The 21,718-nt window shown below is 48.7% G+C and carries 18 protein-coding genes; 17 read left to right on the plus strand and 1 reads right to left on the minus strand.

The genetic code is table 11. The features are described 5' to 3' along the window. The first annotated feature begins 47 nt into the window (after nt 1-47). The 10 genes from metE (at nt 48) to ppa (ending at nt 11,875) form a co-directional block, all read left to right on the plus strand. Nucleotides 48-2,342 (plus strand): 5-methyltetrahydropteroyltriglutamate--homocysteine S-methyltransferase, encoded by a 2,295-nt coding sequence (metE, locus tag ACM5Q9_RS02325; RefSeq protein ID WP_418143111.1) that lies wholly within the window; start codon nt 48-50, stop codon nt 2,340-2,342. Between the two features lie 132 nt (nt 2,343-2,474). Beyond that, nucleotides 2,475-3,044: a DUF2889 domain-containing protein gene (locus ACM5Q9_RS02330; RefSeq protein WP_418143112.1), complete on the plus strand. Its 570-nt coding sequence runs from the start codon at nt 2,475-2,477 to the stop codon at nt 3,042-3,044. Nucleotides 3,045-3,105: 61 nt separating this feature from the next. Continuing rightward, on the plus strand, nt 3,106-4,266 hold the full coding sequence (sucC, locus tag ACM5Q9_RS02335) for an ADP-forming succinate--CoA ligase subunit beta (protein WP_418143113.1): 1,161 nt from the start codon (nt 3,106-3,108) through the stop codon (nt 4,264-4,266). A gap of 15 nt (nt 4,267-4,281) precedes the next feature. After that, nucleotides 4,282-5,163 (plus strand): succinate--CoA ligase subunit alpha, encoded by an 882-nt coding sequence (gene sucD, locus ACM5Q9_RS02340; RefSeq protein ID WP_418143114.1) that lies wholly within the window; start codon nt 4,282-4,284, stop codon nt 5,161-5,163. A gap of 334 nt (nt 5,164-5,497) precedes the next feature. Continuing rightward, the gene (locus tag ACM5Q9_RS02345; RefSeq protein WP_418143115.1) at nt 5,498-6,220 is read left to right on the plus strand and encodes a TerC family protein; all 723 of its coding nucleotides are present in this window, start codon (nt 5,498-5,500) and stop codon (nt 6,218-6,220) included. A 139-nt stretch (nt 6,221-6,359) separates the two neighbouring features. Then, complete coding sequence (gene hemC, locus ACM5Q9_RS02350) at nt 6,360-7,295, plus strand: hydroxymethylbilane synthase (RefSeq protein WP_418143116.1); 936 nt, start codon at nt 6,360-6,362, stop codon at nt 7,293-7,295. A 27-nt stretch (nt 7,296-7,322) separates the two neighbouring features. Further along, on the plus strand, nt 7,323-8,126 hold the full coding sequence (locus ACM5Q9_RS02355; protein WP_418143117.1) for a uroporphyrinogen-III synthase: 804 nt from the start codon (nt 7,323-7,325) through the stop codon (nt 8,124-8,126). A 104-nt stretch (nt 8,127-8,230) separates the two neighbouring features. Further along, complete coding sequence (locus tag ACM5Q9_RS02360) at nt 8,231-9,850, plus strand: uroporphyrinogen-III C-methyltransferase (protein ID WP_418143118.1); 1,620 nt, start codon at nt 8,231-8,233, stop codon at nt 9,848-9,850. Nucleotides 9,851-9,853: 3 nt separating this feature from the next. Beyond that, the gene (locus ACM5Q9_RS02365; protein WP_418143119.1) at nt 9,854-11,305 is read left to right on the plus strand and encodes a heme biosynthesis HemY N-terminal domain-containing protein; all 1,452 of its coding nucleotides are present in this window, start codon (nt 9,854-9,856) and stop codon (nt 11,303-11,305) included. A gap of 33 nt (nt 11,306-11,338) precedes the next feature. After that, nucleotides 11,339-11,875: an inorganic diphosphatase gene (gene ppa / locus ACM5Q9_RS02370; protein WP_418143120.1), complete on the plus strand. Its 537-nt coding sequence runs from the start codon at nt 11,339-11,341 to the stop codon at nt 11,873-11,875. A 322-nt stretch (nt 11,876-12,197) separates the two neighbouring features. Here ppa and ACM5Q9_RS02375 read toward each other — a convergent pair whose 3' ends face one another. Continuing rightward, a complete protein-coding gene (locus ACM5Q9_RS02375; protein WP_418143121.1) occupies nt 12,198-15,050 on the minus strand; it encodes a valine--tRNA ligase in 2,853 nt (950 codons plus the stop codon). A gap of 145 nt (nt 15,051-15,195) precedes the next feature. Here ACM5Q9_RS02375 and ndk point away from each other — a divergent pair, with 145 nt between their 5' ends. The 7 genes from ndk to bamB are packed head-to-tail and all read left to right on the plus strand — an operon-like array spanning nt 15,196 to nt 21,718. Next, nucleotides 15,196-15,603 carry a nucleoside-diphosphate kinase gene (gene ndk, locus ACM5Q9_RS02380; protein ID WP_418143122.1) on the plus strand — a complete coding sequence of 136 codons (408 nt, stop codon included), beginning with the start codon at nt 15,196-15,198 and terminating at the stop codon, nt 15,601-15,603. 48 nt (nt 15,604-15,651) lie between these two features. Further along, nucleotides 15,652-16,797, plus strand: a complete 1,146-nt coding sequence (gene rlmN / locus ACM5Q9_RS02385; RefSeq protein ID WP_418143123.1) for a 23S rRNA (adenine(2503)-C(2))-methyltransferase RlmN — start codon at nt 15,652-15,654, stop codon at nt 16,795-16,797. Next, complete coding sequence (locus ACM5Q9_RS02390) at nt 16,797-17,291, plus strand: helix-turn-helix domain-containing protein (RefSeq protein ID WP_418143124.1); 495 nt, start codon at nt 16,797-16,799, stop codon at nt 17,289-17,291. Before rlmN ends, ACM5Q9_RS02390 begins: the two co-directional genes overlap by 1 nt. Nucleotides 17,292-17,296: 5 nt before the next feature. Next, nucleotides 17,297-18,559: a flavodoxin-dependent (E)-4-hydroxy-3-methylbut-2-enyl-diphosphate synthase gene (gene ispG, locus ACM5Q9_RS02395; RefSeq protein ID WP_418143125.1), complete on the plus strand. Its 1,263-nt coding sequence runs from the start codon at nt 17,297-17,299 to the stop codon at nt 18,557-18,559. 46 nt (nt 18,560-18,605) lie between these two features. Further along, nucleotides 18,606-19,907, plus strand: a complete 1,302-nt coding sequence (gene hisS, locus ACM5Q9_RS02400) for a histidine--tRNA ligase (RefSeq protein ID WP_418143126.1) — start codon at nt 18,606-18,608, stop codon at nt 19,905-19,907. A gap of 8 nt (nt 19,908-19,915) precedes the next feature. Beyond that, the gene (locus ACM5Q9_RS02405) at nt 19,916-20,557 is read left to right on the plus strand and encodes a YfgM family protein (RefSeq protein WP_418143127.1); all 642 of its coding nucleotides are present in this window, start codon (nt 19,916-19,918) and stop codon (nt 20,555-20,557) included. A 3-nt stretch (nt 20,558-20,560) separates the two neighbouring features. Further along, the gene (bamB, locus tag ACM5Q9_RS02410) at nt 20,561-21,718 is read left to right on the plus strand and encodes an outer membrane protein assembly factor BamB (RefSeq protein ID WP_418143128.1); all 1,158 of its coding nucleotides are present in this window, start codon (nt 20,561-20,563) and stop codon (nt 21,716-21,718) included.

Below are 21,718 nucleotides of genomic sequence, written 5' to 3' on the forward strand. Positions count from 1 at the left end.
GGCAAAATCCAAATACTTGATAATTATTCATGCTATTTAGGATTAATATGACAATAATTCATAATTTAGGCTTCCCCAGGATTGGTGTTCAACGGGAACTGAAAAAAGCGCTGGAACAATATTGGAGTGGGAAAATCAATGCCGAGGCCCTTGGGGCTGTCGCGCAGGAGCTCAGGAGGAGACATTGGCAACAGCAGGCAGATGCGGGCGTTTCCTTGCTGCCCGTGGGGGACTTTGCCTGGTATGACCAGATTCTGGAATGGAGTACCTTGATTGGGGCGGTTCCTGCCCGTTTTGAACAAGATCCCAATCAGGAAGTGGGGCTGGACACTTTGTTCAGGATGGCGCGCGGCAAGGCACCGACCGGACAGGCCACAGCTGCCTGTGAAATGACCAAGTGGTTTGATACCAATTATCACTATATTGTTCCTGAGCTGGAAGCCGGACAAACATTCCGGATTGTCCGCGGTTATCTGTTTGATCATGTCGATGAGGCATTGTCCCAAGGCTATCAAGTCAAGCCGGTTATCCCCGGTTTATTAAGCTATTTGTGGTTAAGCAAGGGCGAAGATTTCACCAATGGCGCAGCTGACGAGCGCAAGCTGGCCTTGATTCCTGCCTTGCTCGAGGTTTATCAACAGGTATTGGCACGCTTGCATGCGCAGGGCGTAGAGTGGGTGCAGATTGATGAACCCATCCTGACACTGGAGTTGCCCCAGGCCTGGCAAGCGGCTTTCAGGCAGGTGTATCAACAACTGGCACAACAGAAACAGAAAATTTTGCTGGCAACGTATTTTGAAGGTCTTCATGACAATCTTTCCGTGGTAAGCAGTTTGCCGGTAGCCGGTTTGCATGTGGATCTGGTGCGTGGCAATCATTGTCTTCAATCTATCGCTGATTACCTTCAGCCAGAACAGGTCTTGTCGGCCGGCATTGTCAGTGGCCGTGATATCTGGCGAACTGATCTGGAAGCGGCTGCTGCCCGCTTGCAACCGTTAAAAGAACAACTGGGTGAAAATTTATGGTTGGCGCCGTCTTGCTCTTTATTGCATGTGCCGGTGGATCTGGCTTATGAAGTCAAACTTGATGAAGAAATAAAATCCTGGCTTTCTTTTGCGATCCAGAAGCTGGAGGAGTTAACCGTACTGGCGGCTGTGCTGGATAAACGCCTGACACCTTCTATTGAGGATTTCCTGGCCCGGCAGCAACAGGCGCTTAATAACAGAAAAATATCAAAGCGGATTCATAACCCGTTGGTTCAACAGCAACTTTCCCAATCCAGTCAGATCAGGCGTGATCGCACACCCTATAAAGAGCGTGTGCAAAAACAGCGTGAAGCCTTGGACTTGCCCCTGTTTCCGACGACGACTATTGGTTCATTTCCGCAAACCACGGAAATCAGGGCTTTGCGTCGTGACTGGAAACAGGGTGCCCTGAGTGATGCAAAGTATGAGGCATCCATCAAGGAAGAAATTGCCAAGGTAGTGACTTTTCAGGAGGAGGTCGGGCTGGATGTGCTGGTTCACGGAGAACCTGAGCGCAATGATATGGTTGAGTATTTTGGTGAACTGCTGGCTGGCTATGCTTTCACTGAAAATGGCTGGGTACAGAGCTATGGTTCACGCTGCGTAAAACCACCTATTATTTTTGGGGATGTTGCCCGTGTTATTCCCATGACGGTAGGGTGGACGGCTTATGCCCAATCCCTGACTAAAAAGCCGATGAAAGGCATGCTGACTGGCCCGGTTACCTTGTTGCAATGGTCATTTGTCCGTGATGACCAGCCACGGGAGCAAACATGCCGTCAACTGGCATTGGCATTGCGAGAGGAAATTCTTGATCTTGAGAAAGCGGGAATTGGCATTATCCAGATTGATGAGCCTGCATTTCGCGAGGGTTTGCCACTTCGCAAGGGAAAATGGCAGTCTTATCTGGACTGGGCGGTTGATGCGTTTCGCCTGTCAACTTCTGGCGTTGAGGATACCACGCAAATCCATACGCACATGTGCTATGCCGAATTCAATGACATCATTGAGGCGATTGCCGCTATGGATGCCGATGTGATTACCATAGAAACCTCCCGTTCCAATATGGAATTGTTGCGTGCTTTTGAAGAATTCCATTATCCCAATGAAATTGGTCCTGGTGTTTATGATATTCATTCCCCGAATATTCCGGATACCGACTGGATGGTACGACTGATGGAAAAAGCCTCTGGGCAGATAGATAAACAGCGTTTATGGGTCAATCCTGATTGTGGGCTGAAAACAAGGGGGTGGCCTGAAACCCGAGCTGCACTTGAAAAAATGGTTGAGGCGGCCAAGGCCTTGAGATTGCAATAGGCTATAAATTTTGATTGATATTAGGGTAAACCCTAAAAATAAAGGACGGATTTAAGAATCCACGCATGATGATTTACGGGTACGCTATACTTTCCGCAATCATTCATCAATTGCTCTTGAATTCGTCTCATAATGTCGTTTGATACTTCAGTAAGCCGCAAACCCATTCATACCCGAAAAATAGAAATGAATTCCTTTTTAAGGGAGGATGGGTTGTGGGAGCTAGAGGCATCCTTGCTCGATTATAAGGCTTACGATTTTCCCAAGCGCAATGGCGGCATTAAAGTGGCGGGTTCACCTGTGCATAATATGAAAATCTGTCTGCTGGTAACAGAAGACGGAGAGGTGCGTGATGCCCGTGCGCATTATGATGATGCGCCTTACGATCAAACCTGTTCGGCAATCGAGGCCGCCTACAAGGGGCTGGTTGGCTTGCATTTGCTCAGGAATTTTCGCAACGCAGTCAAAGAGCGATTTTCCAGAACATCTGGTTGCACGCATATGTCCGAACTTGTTGTACTATTGCCAACGGTTTTTGTCCAAAGTTTGTCGGCATCCCGCAACCGCAAAGAAGCAAAGTCCGGTAAAAAACCTTTTCAGCTTGAAGGTTGTCATGCCCTGGCTTTAACTTCACCGGTGGTCAAAGAGTTTTACCCTGACTGGTATGTCAACGAGACGATCGAAGCAGTCAAGATCAATTGATGGTGGCCCCTCCCGCGCAAGCAGGTCATTTTATTTTTTCCTACATCTATATAGGTAATACATGAAGATCCATGAGTATCAAGGTAAAGAACTTCTGAAGAAGTTTGGCGTTACCGTACCTCGCGGTATTCCCGCATTCTCTGTTGACGAGGCTGTGAAAGCAGCAGAAACACTGGGCGGACCGGTTTGGGTTGTCAAGGCCCAGATTCATGCCGGTGGTCGTGGCAAGGGCGGCGGTGTCAAACTGGCCCGTTCCATTGATGAAGTGCGTCAATTGGCTTCTGAAATCCTGGGTATGCAACTGGTTACACACCAGACAGGCCCTGAAGGTCAGAAAGTGAAGCGTCTTCTGATTGAAGAGGGTGCTGACATCAAAAAAGAATACTACGTTGGTATCGTTACCGACCGTGCTACCCAGCGCGTTTGTGTCATGGCCTCCAGCGAAGGCGGCATGGATGTAGAAGAAGTTGCCGAAAAAACACCGGAAAAAATCCTGAAGGTATTTGTTGATCCTGCTACAGGACTTACCGACGAAGACGCAGCTAACCTGGCGCGTGGCATTGGTGTGCCTGAATCTTCCGTTGCCAAGGCTGCTTCCGAATTCCAGAAGCTGTATAAAGTCTACTGGGAAACTGATTCCTCTTTGGCTGAAATCAACCCGCTGATCCTTACCGGTTCAGGCGATATCATTGCACTTGATGCCAAATTCAACTTTGACTCAAACGCTTTGTACCGTTTGCCAGAGATCGTGGCTTACCGCGACCTTGACGAAGAAGATCCCGCTGAAATCGAAGCCAGCAAATTTGACCTGGCCTACATCCAGTTAGACGGCAATATTGGCTGCCTGGTAAACGGTGCCGGTCTGGCCATGGCAACCATGGACACCATCAAGCTGTTTGGTGGCGAACCTGCCAACTTCCTTGACGTCGGTGGCGGCGCGACTGCAGAAAAAGTAACCGAAGCCTTCAAAATCATGTTGAAAAACAAAGATGTGAAAGCCATTCTGGTTAACATTTTCGGCGGTATCATGCGTTGTGACGTTATTGCCGAAGGCGTTATTGCGGCATGCCGTGCAGTTAACCTGAGCGTTCCTTTGGTTGTACGCATGAAAGGAACCAATGAAGAGCTGGGCAAGCAAATGCTGAAAGATTCAGGTCTTCCCATTATCAGTGCTGACACCATGGCAGAAGCAGCAACGAAAGTTGTTGAAGCAGCCAAGTAAGTAAGGAATTCATCAATGTCTATTCTTATCAATAAAGATACCAAAGTAATTACCCAGGGTATTACAGGTAAAACCGGCCAGTTTCACACACGTATGTGCCGTGAGTATGGCAATGGCAAAGAAGCTTTTGTTGCTGGCGTTAATCCAAAACGTGCAGGTGAAGATTTCGAAGGTATCCCAATCTATTCATCTGTTAAAGAAGCTAAAGAGGAAACTGGCGCAACCGTTTCTGTCATTTACGTTCCACCAGCAGGTGCAGCGGCAGCAATTTGGGAAGCAGCTGAAGCAGACCTGGATTTGGCCATCTGCATTACAGAGGGTATCCCTGTCCGTGACATGCTTGAACTTCGCAATCGCATGCGCGCTGAAAACAAGAAAACCTTGTTGTTGGGCCCTAACTGCCCTGGTTTGACCATTCCTGATGAAATCAAGATTGGTATTATGCCTGGCCATATTCACCGTAAAGGTAAAATCGGTATTGTCAGCCGTTCCGGTACATTGACTTATGAAGCCGTTGCACAGGTTTCTGAGCTGGGCATGGGTCAGTCTGCTGCGGTTGGTATTGGTGGTGACCCTATCAATGGCCTGAAGCACATTGACATCCTGAAAATGTTCAACGACGATCCTGAAACCGAAGCTGTTATCATGATTGGTGAAATTGGCGGACCTGACGAAGTCAATGCGGCTTTGTGGGCCAAAGACAACATGAAAAAACCGGTAGTTGGTTTTATCGCCGGTGTTACAGCGCCTCCCGGAAAACGCATGGGTCACGCAGGTGCCCTCATTTCTGGTGGAGCAGATACTGCGGATGCCAAACTTGAAGTGATGGAAGCTTGCGGTATTCGTACTACCCGCAATCCTTCTGAAATGGGCAAATTACTTAAATCCATTTTGTAATATGCTTCAATAAATCAAAAAACCGCCACTTTCAATATTATTGATTGGCGGTTTTTTGATTACGGAAAAATGCCACTGTAATCAAGCGCTTGTTGTATTAGCAAGAAAAAGTCCAGTTTGTAGTGCTGGCTCCCATGCCAGATTTATAAGGTGGACTTTTGCCGTTGAAAATTAAAAAGACCTTGAACTGAATTATAATTTGCTGTTTTCTTCGGAAACGCAGTAAATACATGATTCAATTTAGGTAGCATTTAGCCGTTAAGGCTGTTTCAAAACAGGTGGTCAAATCCTGCCTGTTCATGAACTGTCTTCTTAACAAAAAATAGGTAAAAAGATGTTAGAGTTTTTTCAAGAGATCCATTGGGCCGCTATCGGTCAAATTATTGTGATCGACATTCTCCTGGGCGGGGATAATGCAATTATTATCGCCCTGGCTTGTCGAAACCTGCAAAAGGCACAACGTCTCAAAGGTATTCTTTGGGGGACGGTTGGTGCGATTACCATGCGCGTGGTGCTTATCATGTTTGCCATGGAAATGCTCAAAATACCATTCCTCAGACTGATTGGCGGTGCCTTGCTTATCTGGATTGGTATCAAGTTGCTCATTCCCGAGGAAGATCACGGAGAAGGTATTCAGGCCAGCAGCAGTGTTTGGGGTGCAGTGAAAACCATTCTTATCGCTGACTTTGTCATGAGTCTGGATAACGTGATTGCAATTGCCGGTGCCGCAGGCAACGCACATGTCGATCACCAGACTGCTTATGTTATTTTCGGTTTGCTGGTCAGTGTGCCCATTATTATTTGGGGTAGTACCATCGTTCTCAAGATCATTGACAAGTTCCCGCTGGTTATCCTGTTTGGCGCCGGTTTGCTGGGCTGGTTGGCAGGTGGTATGTTCGTTGGCGATGTGTATATTCAAAACACCTTCTTTGGTGGCGCCGAGTCAGCTGCTACAGTCAAGTATACTGCCGAGATAGGTTGCGCCTTGTTTGTCATGATTGTGGGCAAGCTGATTGCTTCACGAAAAGCCGCTGAAGCCAGCGAAAAGGCTGAATAGCCCGTATTTATTTTTAGGATAGTCAGTAAAAAATATGTCACAAAAACCCAAACTTACCCTGTTGCAATATTTGTTTGTCCTGGCGGTTATCGGTATTGTCATTGCTGTCCTTGCCAATTATTTTAAATAGGAGCCCGCAATGTCAGTACAACCTGAAAAATTGATTATCGCCACCCGAGCCAGTCGTTTGGCTTTATGGCAGGCCGAATTTGTGCAGGCTAAGTTGCAGGCGTTGTATCCAGCCTGCCGTGTCGAACTGCTGACCATGACGACCCGGGGCGATCAGATTCTTGATCGCACCCTGTCAAAAGTGGGTGGTAAGGGTCTGTTCGTCAAGGAACTGGAAACCGCCTTGCTTGATGGCCGGGCCGATCTTGCCGTGCATTCCCTTAAAGATGTACCAATGGATCTACGTTCTCCATTCCAGCTGGGGGTTGTCATGGACCGTGCAGACCCTCGTGACGCATTTGTATCCAATAAATACGAAAAACTGGCCGATTTGCCCAAGGGCGCTGTGGTGGGTACCTCCAGCCTGCGCCGTGAATCACAAATCAGGGCCAATTTCTCACACCTGGATGTAAAGCCCCTACGTGGCAACCTTGATACTCGTCTTGGTAAACTTGATAATGGTGAGTATGATGCCATTATCCTGGCTGCAGCCGGGTTGCAACGTTTGGGTCTTCAGGAGCGAATCCGCAGTTGCCTCTCGGTGCAGGATAGTCTGCCTGCTGCCGGGCAGGGGGCGCTGGGGATAGAAATTCTTGAGTCTCGCACCGATGTGCTTGCTGCCTTGCAGCCCTTGTCATGCGAGGAAACCCTGGCATGTGTGACGGCAGAAAGGGCAGTTTCATCATTTTTGGGCGGTTCTTGCCAGGTGCCTTTGGCTGCTCATGCGGTTATCAATGGCAATATGCTTTCCATTCAGGCGTTTGTAGCATTACCCGACGGAACCAAAGTGCTGCGTGCGCAAAGTAGTGGTCCTGTCGAGCAGGCAGAACAACTGGGCCTTGATGTTGCCAAAGAGCTGCATCAGGCGGGTGCCGACAAAATCTTGGCAACATTGCTGAATAGTTAACCCTGTTTTCTTGAGTTGCAAGAAAACATGCACAGACATATCATCCTTACCCGTCCGGCAGGCAAGAATTCATTATTACAATCATTGCTGCTCGAGACGGGTTTTCAGGTTACAGAACTTCCTGCCATTGAGCGATTTCCCTTGCCTTTAACAGCAAGGGAAGTTCCTGATATTGCCAGTTATAGTTTGGTTTTTTTTGTCAGCGGTTATGCTGTCCAGGTGTTTTTTGAAACACTGGCAAAATATGGTCGAAGTTGGCCTAAAGGGTTATATGCAGGCGCTGTCGGCATGGCAACCGCCAATGCTTTGCTGGCGCAAGGTGTGCCTCCCGAGCAAATTATTTATCCGGACCCTAAGGCTGAATATCAGGATTCAGAGGCATTTTTTGACGAATTGATAAAAAAAGACTTGCAGACATTTACCAGTGTCCTGGTTGTTCGCGGACAGGCGGGTCGCCAATGGCTGGCCGAGAAACTACAGGGATTGAACATACCGGTGACTTTTTTGTCGGTGTATGAAAGAAAACCCCGATTGTGGACAGTGGCCGAGAGTGAGCAAATGTCGGTGTTGTGTCAGTCAAATAAAATCATATGCTGGCTTCTTACCAGCAAGGAAAGCGTTGACAGTGTGTTCAGTGAGTTGAAACGTAACGGGCTGGTTCAATATTGTCTTGATCATCATTTTGTGGTTACCCATCCAAGAATCTCAGAGCGGCTCCGTGATCATTTGAACAGGGCCATGGCTGAGTATGGTTTGCCCAAAAAGACGGTTGTCATTAATATATGTCAACCAAGCGATGCTTCAATATTTGAGAAGTTAAGCATAGCTTAATTACAATAGTCGCCATCTTCCACTACAATGCGATTATGAGAAATAAGCGAACACGCCATAATTTACATTCCAAAAACCATAATCTCAGCAAGGGATCAAAAAACATGGATGAGAAAAAACAGGATAGTATTCAATCTTCAGATAACCAAGAGATGAGTACGCCAGAAGTAAACGTGCATCATAACAATACTGAAAATATTGCGTCTGAAGGCGCATCTGATGCCGTTGAGCATGAACAAATCGGGTCTAAAGAAGAATCAGTGTCCACATCGTCAACATCTGGCTCCAAGTCTGGCGTTAATAAAAAAGTGGTTGGAGCGGCGGTGGTTGTAGTTGCTGCGGTCGTGGGCGGGGCTGTTTATATGACACAGCAATCCCAAAATGGCGGCATGTGGTTAAAAGGCAATTCATCTTCCCGTACACAACAGCTTGCTGAGGATGCTAAGCCGGATGCAATCGTTTCAACGCCTGAAGCAGCACCAACAGAAATCCCGCAGGAAGCCAGCCAGGCGCCAGTACAGGCAGAAGAGACCCCCGGCAGTGCGGTGAAAGAGTCTGAAACTGTGGCTGTAAATGAAGGAATTGTGCCTGAAGAAAAAACGGCCGCGCCTGTTGTGACAGTGGAGAATGTGCCGGCAGGTGCAAGCCAGGATACGGAACACGGCGATACGGTTAACGCTAACCCAATCGTAAGTGGGACGGAATCAGGCAATATACAAGCGACTGTTTCTGTGGCTGAAGCAGTTGGTTCTGAGGAATTGGCACAATCTCCTGCGACAGGCAGTGCCGTCGCTGAAGACGGCTTGGCGGGCGTTTTCAAAGCGCAGCTTGATCAGCAAACCGAGCAAATCAATCAGCTTAAGGCTGAATTGCAGCAAATGCAGAAGCAGTACACCGAGTTGCTTGAGCAACGGCTTAGCAGGGCTGATGTTGATGTTAGCCTGTTTGTTGTCAATGATGTTGCCCGCCTGGTTCAGTCTGCTGATAATGAACTAAGCATTGCCGGTAACCTGCCTAATGCCGTGCGTGCATTGGAAATGGCGCGGCAAACTATCCAGCGTGCCAATAATCCTATTCTTTCAGGGCTTGCTGGTGCAGTGTCTTCAGATATTGTGATGCTTAAATCGGCACCAGTCATGAATGAGGAAACGCTGTTCAAGGAAGTAGGCAAGTTAATCGAGTTGCTTGATAAAGCGCCACTGGTTTCACCTGATAGGGTAGATCATTTGTCAACGGTTTTGCCGGGAAATGCTAACAGCCCGCAAGGTGAACAAGACTTGCAGGTATCTGCTAATCCCGATTTGAACTGGTATGAAAAAGCCTGGGAAGAGGTTAAGTCCTGGCCATCAAGTGCTGTTGGTATGCTGAAATCCGACCTGGGTGGTCTGGTTCGGGTTGAAAAACTGGATGACCCAACGGTTGCCTTGATTTCTGCCGGGCAAGCGGCAGCGCTTAAAAACAACCTCAAGCTTGATTTGCGATTTGCGCAGCAAGGCTTGTTGAATGCCCAGCAGGGCATCTGGACCAGTTCTCTTGAGGCCGTGCAGGCCGCTTTGCTGAAATACTATAACCAGGATGCCCCGGAAACCCGGAATGCGCTAGCGCAGACCCGTAGCTTGCTGGCAATCCCGGTAAGGCCGCAATTGCCACAAATTACCCATAGTGTAAAAGCGATTGAGGAAACCAGAAACCAGATTATCAATTTGGGTAAACCGCAGGAGTAAGCCATGAGGACAGGTCTAAAATTACTTGTGCTACTCGCGCTTGCCGTGGGTTTTGCACTTCTTATTCAAGATTCAAACGGTTATTTCATGCTGGTTACCGGAGACGAGCGTCGCACGGTTTCCTTGATGACGGGCATTTTCTTGTTGCTTATCGCCTTTGTGCTTGTTTACTTGTTGGTCAGGTTTATTGTTGCTTTAAGCACATCCCCCACCACCTATAAACAATGGCGGGTTCGGCGTCATACCAGTAAAGATGTTGATTTGCTCGAAAAGGGGTGGCTTGAACTGATCGAGGGTCGTGCTGGTTTGGCAGAAAAAGATTTTACGCGATTGTTCAATCATAGCCACAATCCATCGCGTCAGGCAATTGCCAGTTTGGCCGCAGCCAAGGCGGCGCATATGTCGGGCCATCATGAGGAACGTGACAAACTGTTGCTGATGGCGGAAAAAAAGTCCAGCCATTTTCCCCGACTTGCCGAGGCAACGGCTACGGTCAAGGCCGAGTTGTTGCTGGATCAGGGGGAATCCAAACAGGCTCAAGCTTTGCTTGAGGCGCTTGATACGGCGAATGGCAGTAATCAGGAACATATACAAAAACTGTTGTTGCGGGCTTACAAGCAAACCGGTAATAATGAAAAGTTATTGCCATTGGCTCGCATAATGCTGAAAAAAGGTCGTCTTGATCGTTTCGAGGCATTAAGGCTTATTGAACATGCGGCAGCCGGCACTATCAATAGTGCCGCATCGGAAGAATGGCAATATGTATGGAAAAGCCTGAATAGCGATGAAAAAACCATGCCATTGGTGGCACTGGCTGCATCTGCGCGATTTGATGCCAAAGGTGATAGTAAAAATGCGGGCAAGGTGTTGGAACATGCCTTGGAAATTACAAAAGATGCCCGTTTGCTAAAAGCCTATGTGCAGACTGCGGGTGAATTGGTTCATGATCGTTTGGCCATGGCGCAAACCTGGCTGAAAAATGACGGTAATAATCCACAGTTGTTGACGGCCTTGGGCTATTTATGCCTGAAAGGTCAGTTATGGGGGCAGGCGGAACGCTACCTTACCCGTAGCCTGGCTATTAGCGCTGAAGCGGGCGTACAATCTCAAGCACAGGCAGGGCTGGAAACGGTCGTTTCCCGCGATGAAGCCCTGACCCACGCCTTGCTGGGAACCCTCTATGACCGGCTTGGGCGCGCTCAGGATGCCATCAAGCATTGGCGTATCGCCTCAGCGGCCACTTCGGCATTGCCCGTGTTGAATAATGATAGTATTCTACCGGCGGCAGATACAACGGAAGATCCGGACGGTCCGCCAGACAGGAAGAAACTGGATAATCTGGATGAGCGGATCATGTCGACAAAGATTTCGGCAGATACGGATTATCAGGCTGATGAGTATTTTGATACTGCTCCCATCCCTGGTTATGAAGCCGGAAAACAAAGCAGAAAATAGTTAATATTTCTTTTAATCTTTAAAGGTTATTTTATGAGTTTAGATCGTGTGCCAGCAGGTTCAAAGTTACCAGATGAATTCAATGTGGTTATTGAAATCCCAATGAATTCTGACCCCGTAAAATACGAGGTGGATAAAGAAACTGGTGCTGTTTTTGTTGACCGTTTCATGATGACGGCCATGCATTATCCTTGCAACTATGGCTATATTCCCCAAACTATTTCAGATGATGGCGATCCGGTTGATGTACTTGTGATTGCTCCCTTCCCGATTCAAGTCGGTGCAGTCATCAAATGCCGTGCTATCGGTGTGTTGCATATGGACGATGAAGGCGGCGGTGATGCAAAATTGTTGGCGGTTCCTGTTGACAAACTGTATCCTGTTTATCGCAACATCAAGTCTTCTGCGGATCTGCCTGAAGAAGAGTTGAAGCGCATCCAGCATTTCTTTGAGCATTACAAAGACCTGGAGCCAGGCAAATGGGTCAAGGTTAAAGGCTGGGAAGGTGTAGAAGCCGCCAAAGCTGAAATTGTGGCTAGTGCAGAAAGATACGCAAAAAGCGCCAATTAATTACTGGTCATTGCCTGGTTTTTAAAAACGGGCAAGTACGCTTTTGCTGAATCAGCCCCAATCATCCGGATTTGTTCCGGTTGCTTGGGGCTTTTTCATGTCTGGCGTTTATTTGCTTAATAGGGGTCTTGCTAATGCGTAGGGATGGAACGGGTTGTGCTTGGTATGTCGCTTAAGAGATTACTTATGTCGTAACTTTTTTTGTCCCGTAATGAACCCATGAATGGATTGTTGAAGGCATAAAAAAACCATCCGAAAAAGAACGGATGGCTGGTGGGTCAGGTTAGAGGGGGTACCGGGCAGGTACCCCATGATGGCCAATTTACTTCTTGAGGCGGCTTTTCTGTTCGTTGATTTTAGTCAGCAACTCGCTAAAGTTAGCCAATCTTTCTTTTTCCTGCTCAATCACGGCAGCAGGGGCACGGGCAACAAATTTTTCATTGCCCAATTTGCCATTGGCTTTGGTAATTTCGGTTTCCAGTCGTTTGGCTTCCTTGTCAAGGCGGGCCAGTTCGGCTTCAACGTCAATTTCAACATTTAGCATCAGATGAGTGCTTTCAAGAATTTGCACCGGAGCACCTAAGTCAGGCAGTTCATTGACGATGTCAACCTGGCTCAGTTTGCCCAGTGCCTGCAGGTAAGGCGCGTTAAGTGCAAGCAGGGAAGCATCGCCCTGTGCATACAAGGGAACTTTCTGTGCCGGAGACAGGTTCATTTCACCACGCAGGGCGCGTACGGCCTCAACTTGTGCCTTGAGTTGATTTAATGAGGCTTCAGCTGCTTCATCAAACTGGCTGGCGTCAGGCAAGGGGTAGGGCTGGATGCTGATTGAAGTGGTTTCATTCGCTTTGCGTTTGCCGGCGACAAGCGCTACTTTTTGCCATAACTCTTCGGTAATGAATGGAATGATGGGGTGAGCCAGGCGCAGGATGGTTTCCAGTACATTGATTAATGTTTGGCGGGTGCCACATTGTTGCGCCGGTGTACCTTGCTGGATTTGTACCTTGGCCAACTCGACATACCAGTCGCAGTATTCATCCCATACAAAGTGATAGATGGCGTTGGCGATGTTGTCAAAGCGGAAATCATTGAAGCCTTTTTCGGCTTCAACCAGGGTTTGTTGCAGACGGGAAAGAATCCAGCGATCTGCAAAGGACAGTTCAACGCCGTCTTTGCCGCCAAGATCATGTCCTTCAACGTTCATCAGCACAAAGCGGGAGGCATTCCACAGCTTGTTGCAGAAGTTGCGGTAGCCGCCACAACGTTTAAGGTCAAAGTTCATGTTGCGGCCAAGCGTGGCATAGGCAGCCATGGTAAAGCGCAAGGCATCGGCGCCGTAAGCCTCGATGCCATCAGGGAACTCCTTGCGGGTTTCCTTTTCGATTTTGCTGGCCTGCTTGGGGTTCATCAGGCCAACCGTGCGCTTTGCCACCAGGGGCTCAAGTTCAATGCCATCAATCAGGTCAACCGGGTCAAGCGTGTTGCCCTTGGATTTACTCATTTTCTGGCCGTTGGCATCCAGTATTAGGCCATGGACATAAACAAACTTGAAGGGGATCTGGCCGGTCAGGTGCATGCTCATCATGATCATCCGGGCAACCCAGAAGAAAATAATGTCGAACCCGGTAACCAGGACACTGGAGGGCAGGTAGCGCTTGTAGTCAGGCGTTTCTTCAGGCCAGCCCATGGTGGTAAAGGGGACGAGGGCAGAAGAGAACCAGGTGTCTAGAACGTCATCATCGCGGCGCAATGGGCCGTTGATACCTGCTGCGCGGGCTTTTTGGATGGCTTCTTCTTCATTGCGGGCAACAAAAATCTGTCCGTCTTCACTGTACCAGGCAGGGATTTGATGGCCCCACCATAATTGACGGGAAATGCACCAGTCCTGAATGTTTTCCAGCCATTGGTAATAGGTGTTTGTCCAGTTTTCAGGGTAGAACTTGATTTCGCCCGTACGAACCACATCAAGGGCAGTCTCGGTAATGCTTTTGCCGGGATTGTAGGTGCCTTCGGGTGCCGGTTTGCTCATGGCAACAAACCACTGGTCGGTCAGCATGGGCTCAATGACTGTTTTGGTGCGGTCACCACGCGGAACCATTAATGTGTGGGGCTTGACGCTTTCCAGCAGCTCAAGGGCCTGAAGGTCTGCAACGATTTTTTCGCGGGCATCAAAGCGGTCCATGCCGCGATAGGCTTCGGGGGCGTCATCGACGATTTTGGCGTCAAGGGTAAGTATGCTTGAAAACGACAGGCCGTGACGCTGGCCTACTGCATAGTCATTAAAATCGTGGGCAGGCGTTACTTTTACCACGCCAGTACCAAATTCCCGGTCAACATAATCATCGGCAATAATCGGGATTTCACGATTAACCAGCGGCAAAATAACGGTTTGCCCAATAAGGTGCATGTAGCGTTCGTCTTCGGGGTGAACCATGACGGCCACGTCGCCCAGCATGGTTTCCGGGCGGGTAGTGGCAACGGTCAAATGGGTCAGTTCATCCGCTGGCTTGCTAAGCGGATAGCGAATATGCCACAGGCTGCCTTGTTCTTCACAGCTTTCCACTTCAAGGTCGGAGACCGCGGTGCCCAGCACGGGGTCCCAGTTCACCAGGCGTTTGCCACGGTAAATGAGTCCTTGTTCATGCAGGCGTACAAAAGTTTCAATAACTCCTTTGGACATTTGGTCGTCCATGGTGAAGTATTCGCGAGGCCAATCCGCTGATGCGCCCAGGCGGCGTACCTGACTGGTAATGGTGTTGCCGGAAAGTTCTTTCCATTCCCAGACTTTTTCAAGGAATTTTTCCCGGCCAAGATCATGGCGGGAAATTTTTTGGGCATCCAGTTGTCGTTCAACCACGATTTGCGTGGCAATGCCGGCGTGGTCGGTGCCGGGGACAAACACGGTATCGTTGCCCAGCATGCGATGGTAGCGGATCAGGCCGTCCATGATGGTCTGGTTGAATGCATGCCCCATATGCAGAGTGCCGGTCACGTTTGGTGGCGGAAATTGAATGGTAAACGGCTTGCCACATTCTTCGGAAGTGGTTGTTGTGTATTGCCCCGCAGCAAAAATGCCTTGATTGTTCCACTCCTGATACCAGTGGGCTTCTAGTTCTTTGGGTTCGAAACTCTTGGAGAGTTCTTTGGTGTCAATACTGTTAGATTCTTGGTTCATTATGATTCTGATTCCGACGGATTGGTTACTTTGTTCGCGAAAACCCTTATTTTAAGGTGTAGAAGGTACTTTTTGCATGTTAAAATGCCAAGTTGAGTAAAACTTACTTGAAGTTATTGTTTTTATTGAAATTTTGGAGTATTAAATGGCTGTTGAACGCACATTGTCTATTATTAAACCTGATGCAGTTGCAAAAAACGTTATCGGCGAGATCATTTCCCGCTTTGAAAAAGCAGGCCTGAAAGTGGTTGAAGCACGTATGCAACAATTAACCCGTGAAGAAGCTGAAGGCTTTTACGCTGTTCACAAAGAGCGTCCTTTCTTCAATGATCTGGTCAGCTTCATGATTTCCGGTCCTGTATTCATTCAGGCTCTGGAAGGCGAAAACGCCATCCTGAAAAACCGTGAATTGATGGGTGCTACCGATCCTAAAAAAGCAGAACCCGGTACCATTCGTGCCGATTTTGCTGAAAGCATCGACGCAAACGCAGTGCATGGCTCTGACGCTCCAGAAACAGCAGCTGTTGAAATTGCCTACTTTTTTGGCAAGTAATCGGTAGTTTTACGATTTATAGTTTTGATATTGAATAAGGCTTATTCCATGACTGACCAAATTAATCTCCTGGGTATCCCAACTGATGCCCTCATTGACCTTGTTGGTCAGTGGGGGAGTAAGCCCTTTCGTGCAAAGCAGCTTCAGCGCTGGGTTCACCAGCGTGGAGTCAGCGAGTTTGGGCAAATGAGTGATCTTGCCAAAGATTTTCGTTCCCAGCTCGCTGAATCCTGTTGCATACAGGCACCTTCGGTCATTACACAAAAAATTTCTTCAGACGGTACCCGTAAGTGGCTGTTCGATGTGGGCAATAATAATGCCATCGAAACGGTCTTTATTCCTGAAGATGACCGTGGTACTTTATGTATTTCAAGCCAGGCCGGCTGTACAGTCGCCTGCCGGTTTTGCTCTACCGGTCATCAGGGCTTTAACCGCAATTTGACAACCGCGGAAATTGTTGGCCAGTTGTGGCACGCCCGCCGGGTTATCCAGGAAGACCTGTTGTCTGCGCGTATTGGCAATGCCGAAGCCCCTGAAGATATATCACGAGTCATCAGCAATGTTGTCATGATGGGCATGGGAGAACCCTTGCTTAATTATGATCAGGTCGTACCGGCCCTTCAGCTTATGCTTGACGACAATGCTTATGGTTTGTCACGCCGTCGTGTTACGGTATCCACATCTGGCGTGGTGCCCATGATGGATCGCCTGTCACAAGATTGTCCTGTGGCGCTGGCGGTTTCGCTTCATGCGCCCAACGATGCCTTGCGCGACCAGTTGGTTCCATTAAATAAAAAATATCCGTTGGCTGAATTGATTGCTTCATGCAATCGTTATCTTGAATTTGCACCCCGTGATTTCATTACATTTGAATACGTCATGCTTGATGGTGTTAACGACACCGATGAGCATGCACGCCAGCTTATTGAAATTACTAAACAGGTTCGTTGCAAGCTTAACCTGATCCCTTTTAACCCGTTTCCTGAATCCGGCCTGAAACGTTCAAAGTCTGCCAGGGTGCGTATATTTGCCAGCATTCTGATGGATGCAGGCGTTATTACAACTGTGCGTAAAACGCGGGGCGATGATATTGATGCCGCCTGTGGTCAGCTGGCGGGTGATGTCAAGGATAAAACCAAGATCAGTGCGCTCATGCAGGCCAGAAAATCCATTCCCATCATCGAGGTGCAGTAGTGTCGCAATTTAACTCAGACTTGAACGAAGTTTCCAGTTCAGATTCCTTGGAAGAAAAAAACCTGGGTGCATTGTTAAAGGGACTGCGTGAAAAAAAAGGTTTATCGGTTAGTGATGTTTCAAGCCAGATCAAGTTTTCCTCAATCCAAATCAACGCCTTAGAAGCGCAAGACTGGTCAGCCTTGCCGCAAGGGTTTGTCTTAAAGGGATTGGTTCGAAAATACGCCAATTTGTTAGGTGCTGACGAGAAGCAGGTGCTTGATCTTCTGGCCAGGCAAAGCGGTGCCAATCTCAATAAGCAAGAGTTGAAGAGCCTGCAGCCAACCGTCGATTTCAGTGCCCATGAAGGGTATGAATCGCAGCGTTCGGGTACGGGAACTTGGATTTTCATTATTTTCCTGATCCTGGTCATTATTGCTGTTTATGGATATAGCCGTGAGTGGTTTACACTTGAAGATATCGGCTTGGAAAATTTCAGGAATTTATTTAATTAATCATCATGTCCATCTGTCAAAACCCATTTTCGGTCGGGCCTGCTGTCCGCCACCAGACCCGTCTGGTCAATGTTGCCTGGGGCTCAACCGTTGTGCCCATTGGTTCTAGTGCGCCTATTGTTGTCCAGTCAATGACTAATACGGATACGGCTGATCACATTGCCACCGCCATCCAGGTTAAAGAGCTGGCGTTGGCAGGTTCCGAGATGGTTCGGATTACCGTGAATACCCCCGAAGCGGCGCAGGCTGTCCCTGCCATTCGTGAGCAGCTTGATAAAATGGGTGTTTCAGTGCCTTTGGTGGGTGATTTTCACTATAACGGCCATAAATTGTTAACCCAATACCCTGACTGTGCCCAGGCATTGTCCAAGTATCGAATCAATCCCGGTAATATGGGAGGGGGCAAAAAGCGTGATGATAATTTTGCCCAAATGATCGAGGTGGCTTGTAAATATCAAAAACCGGTTCGCATCGGTGTTAACTGGGGTAGCCTTGATCATGAATTGATGGCGCGGATGATGGATGAAAACAATGCCAAGTCCGAGCCATGGGATGCGCAATCCCTCATGCGCGAGGCGTTGGTGGTGTCAGCCATCAGCAATGCACAGCGGGCCGAGCAGCTGGGCATGCCAGGGGATGCCATTATTCTTTCCTGCAAAGTCAGTCATGTCCAGGACCTTATTTCGGTTTACCGGAATCTGGCCAGTCGCTGTAACTACCCCCTGCATCTTGGTCTTACCGAGGCAGGCATGGGCAGCAAAGGCATTGTGGCATCTACAGCGGCACTTGCAGTATTAATGCAGGAAGGCATTGGTGATACCATTCGTATTTCCCTAACGCCAGAGCCTGGTGGTGATCGTCGCAAAGAAGTGGTGGTGGCCCAGGAAATATTGCAAAGTCTTGGATTACGCGCTTTTACTCCAATGGTAGTGGCTTGTCCTGGTTGTGGGCGTACCAGCAGTACGGTATTCCAGGAACTGGCCGACAGCATACAATCATACTTGCGTGACCAAATGCCATTCTGGAAAACCAAATACCCGGGCGTCGAAAACATGAATGTGGCAGTAATGGGCTGTGTGGTTAATGGCCCTGGTGAAAGCCGTCATGCAGATATTGGTATCAGTCTGCCTGGTACCGGTGAGGTGCCTTCTGCCCCGGTTTTTATTGACGGAGAGCGCACAATAACCCTGAAGGGTGATAATATTGCAGCCGAGTTTCATGAAATTGTCCGTAATTATGTCGAGAAGCGTTACGGTATCCGCTCATAAGCGCTTGGTAAAAAAATAAATTATCTGAATAAAGAGATTCGTTTGTATGACTAAAACATTCCAAAAAGTTTCTGCAATACGTGGAATGAATGATATTTTGCCAGCTGAAAGCTGGCAGTGGGAAAAACTGGAAGCAACCATTCGTGAGTGGCTTGCCCAATATGGCTACAATAATATTCGTACTCCCATTTTGGAGCAAACCCGTCTGTTTGCCCGTGGCATCGGAGAGGTAACCGACATCGTTGAAAAGGAAATGTATACTTTCAGCATGTCAAAAGACAAGACGGATATTGGTGAAATGCTTACCATGCGGCCCGAGTTTACGGCGGGTATCGTGCGTGCGATGATTGAGCATAACCTTTTGTACGATGGCCCTCAGCGTGTGTTTTCAATGGGGCCGGTGTTTCGCCATGAGCGTCCGCAAAAAGGGCGTTACCGGCAGTTTCATCAGGTTTCTGTCGAAGCCATGGGTTATGCAGGCCCCGATATCGATGCCGAACAAATCATCATGCTGGCTCGTCTTTGGAAAACCTTGGGTCTTTCCGATGTTCGCCTCGAGCTGAACTCACTGGGTCAGCCCGAAGAACGGCAGGCGCATAGGCAGGCCCTGATTGCACACCTTGAACAACACAAGGATCTGCTTGATGAAGATGGCTTGCGCCGGATGTACAGCAATCCATTGCGTGTGCTCGATACCAAGAACCCAGCCATGCAGGAGATGGCCAATAGTGCGCCCAAGCTGTTTGACTTCCTGAAAGAAGAATCTTTGGCCCATTTCAATGAAATGCGTGCCCGTCTTGATCAGGCCGGCATTGCTTATACGATTAATCCCCGTTTGGTGCGTGGTCTTGATTACTACAACCTGACGGTCTTTGAGTGGGTAACCGATCGTTTGGGCGCTCAAGGTACGGTATGTGGCGGTGGCCGTTACGATGGCCTGCTGTCCTTGCTGGGCGGAAAGCCGGCTCCGGCAATTGGTTTCGGTATTGGTATCGAACGTTTGCTGGCATTGGTATTGCAAGATAAAGAACTGGTTAAACCGGCGGAATGTGATGTATATTTCATTCACCAGGGAACTGAAGCCTCCCTTCATGCTCAATTATTGGCAGAGCAATGCCGGGATGAGGGTATGCGCGTTATCGTGCATGCTGGTGCCGCATCATTCAAGGCGCAGTTCAAGCGTGCGGATAGCAGTGGGGCAAAGGTTGCCGCTATTCTGGGAGAAGATGAAGTTAAAAGCGGCACCATTGGTATCAAATCGTTGCGGGCATCTGAAGATGGTAATATTGCACCTCAGGTGACGGTACCTTTGGTAACATTCATTAATGAATTAAAAAATAGGATTTAAACAGAAGTATGGCTTTTGACTTAGAAGAACAGGAAAAGATTGATGCCCTGAGAGCCTGGTGGGATCGTTGGGGTACGCCTATTATGTCGTTGGTGACCGTTATCATGCTGGCTTTTTTGGCTTGGTATGGCTGGCAGTGGTACCAATCAAACCAGTCAAGGCAGGCATTGGGATACTTCGAGGTTATCCAAAGTGCCTCTGTCAATGATGACAAGGCGGCAGCAACCCGTGTGAACGAGGCTAGTGCGATCTTACAGAAAGATTATGCCAAAACACCCTATACAGGAAGGGCTGTCTTGTTGGCATCCGATTTTTTGGCAAAAAACAATCAACCTGATGCTGCCAAGGCCCAGCTTGAGTGGCTTATAGGGCAGGCGGCGTCTTTCCCCGACCTGGTGCCTGTTGCCCGGTTAAGAATGGCGTCTTTGCTTGCAGATGAAGAGAAATACGATGAGGCTCTGCTGCAGTTGGCTAATCCGTTAGAGTCTTTCAGGGCGGTGTTTCTGGATCGTACCGGTGATGTGCTGGTAGCACAGGGCAAAAAAACAGAGGCTGTCCAGCAATGGAAGGCAGCGCTTGAGCTGCCTAATCTGGGCCCTGAGTTTATTCGTGCCGTTCAATTAAAATTAAATGTGCTGGGTGGGGAGTAATTTATGAAAAAATCGTGTCATCGTATTTTGTCTGGTTCTGTTCTTGCGCTTGCGGTTGCTGCAATGGGTGGTTGCTCACTGTTTAGCAACGAGTCGCGTTTTGAGCCGGTCGATCTCACGGAATATCAACAACAGCTCAGCGGCTTTACCGTATGGTCTGCAAATATAGGCTCTGGCAGTGGCTTTGGTTTTGCGCCAGCACTGGTGGGTGACTCGGTTTATGCAGCTACACCCGATGGCGCTGTCGTCAAGGCAAGCCTGGCCAATGGCGCAATCCAATGGAGAGCAAAGCTTGATGAGGACCTGGCGGCCGGTGTCGGTACCGATGGCAATATTGCGGTTGTAACAACCCAAAAAGGCAAGGTGATTGCCCTGGATTCATCTGGCAAGACGCTATGGACTGCCAATGCTTCCACCGTTGTTTCTACCCCACCCGCTATTGGTGGTGGATTAGTCGTGGTGCGTGCCGATGATTACCGTGTGCAGGCTTTCAATGCACAAAATGGTGAGTTGCAATGGAGTTATCTCAGGACGAATCCTGAAATGGCCCTTAAGGCAAACTCCCGCATGTTGATTGACGGCAATCAGGTTCTTGTGGGTGTCCCGACGGGCAGGCTGGTTTCCCTTGATTTGCAAACGGGTACGCCGCGGTGGGATATTCTGGCAGCAACCATTCAGGGTCCAACAGACCTTGATAGTGTCACCGATGTCGTAGGGCAACCTTTGTTGTCGGGTAATGGTTTATGCCTTGCCACGTATCAGGGCCGGGTAGGATGTTACGCGATTTCCGCAAGGGGCGCGGAACCGGTCTGGAATCAACCGTTTTCAAGTGCAGTGGGCGTTGGATCTGCCGGTAGCTCATTGTACGCAGCCAGTGTCCATGGCGAAGTACGCGCATACAATATCACCAATGGTCAGGAATTATGGTCTGACCAGACATTAACTAACCGTGGTTTGAGCAATCCGGTTGTTTATGGCAACGTGGTTGCCACAGGTGATTATGAAGGTTATGTGCATTTCTATTCAGCCGCTGATGGCTCGTTACTGGGGCGTGTTTCCGCCGGTAGCGGAGATGCCATCGTTTCTCCCATGACGGCAACCAATATCGGTATTCTGGTACAGAATGGTTCGGGTAATTTAGTAATGCTTGGTGTTAAGTGA

It is taken from the genome of Advenella sp. RU8, from assembly GCF_048381675.1.
In the GTDB taxonomy this organism is placed as follows: Bacteria; Pseudomonadota; Gammaproteobacteria; order Burkholderiales; family Burkholderiaceae_B; genus Advenella.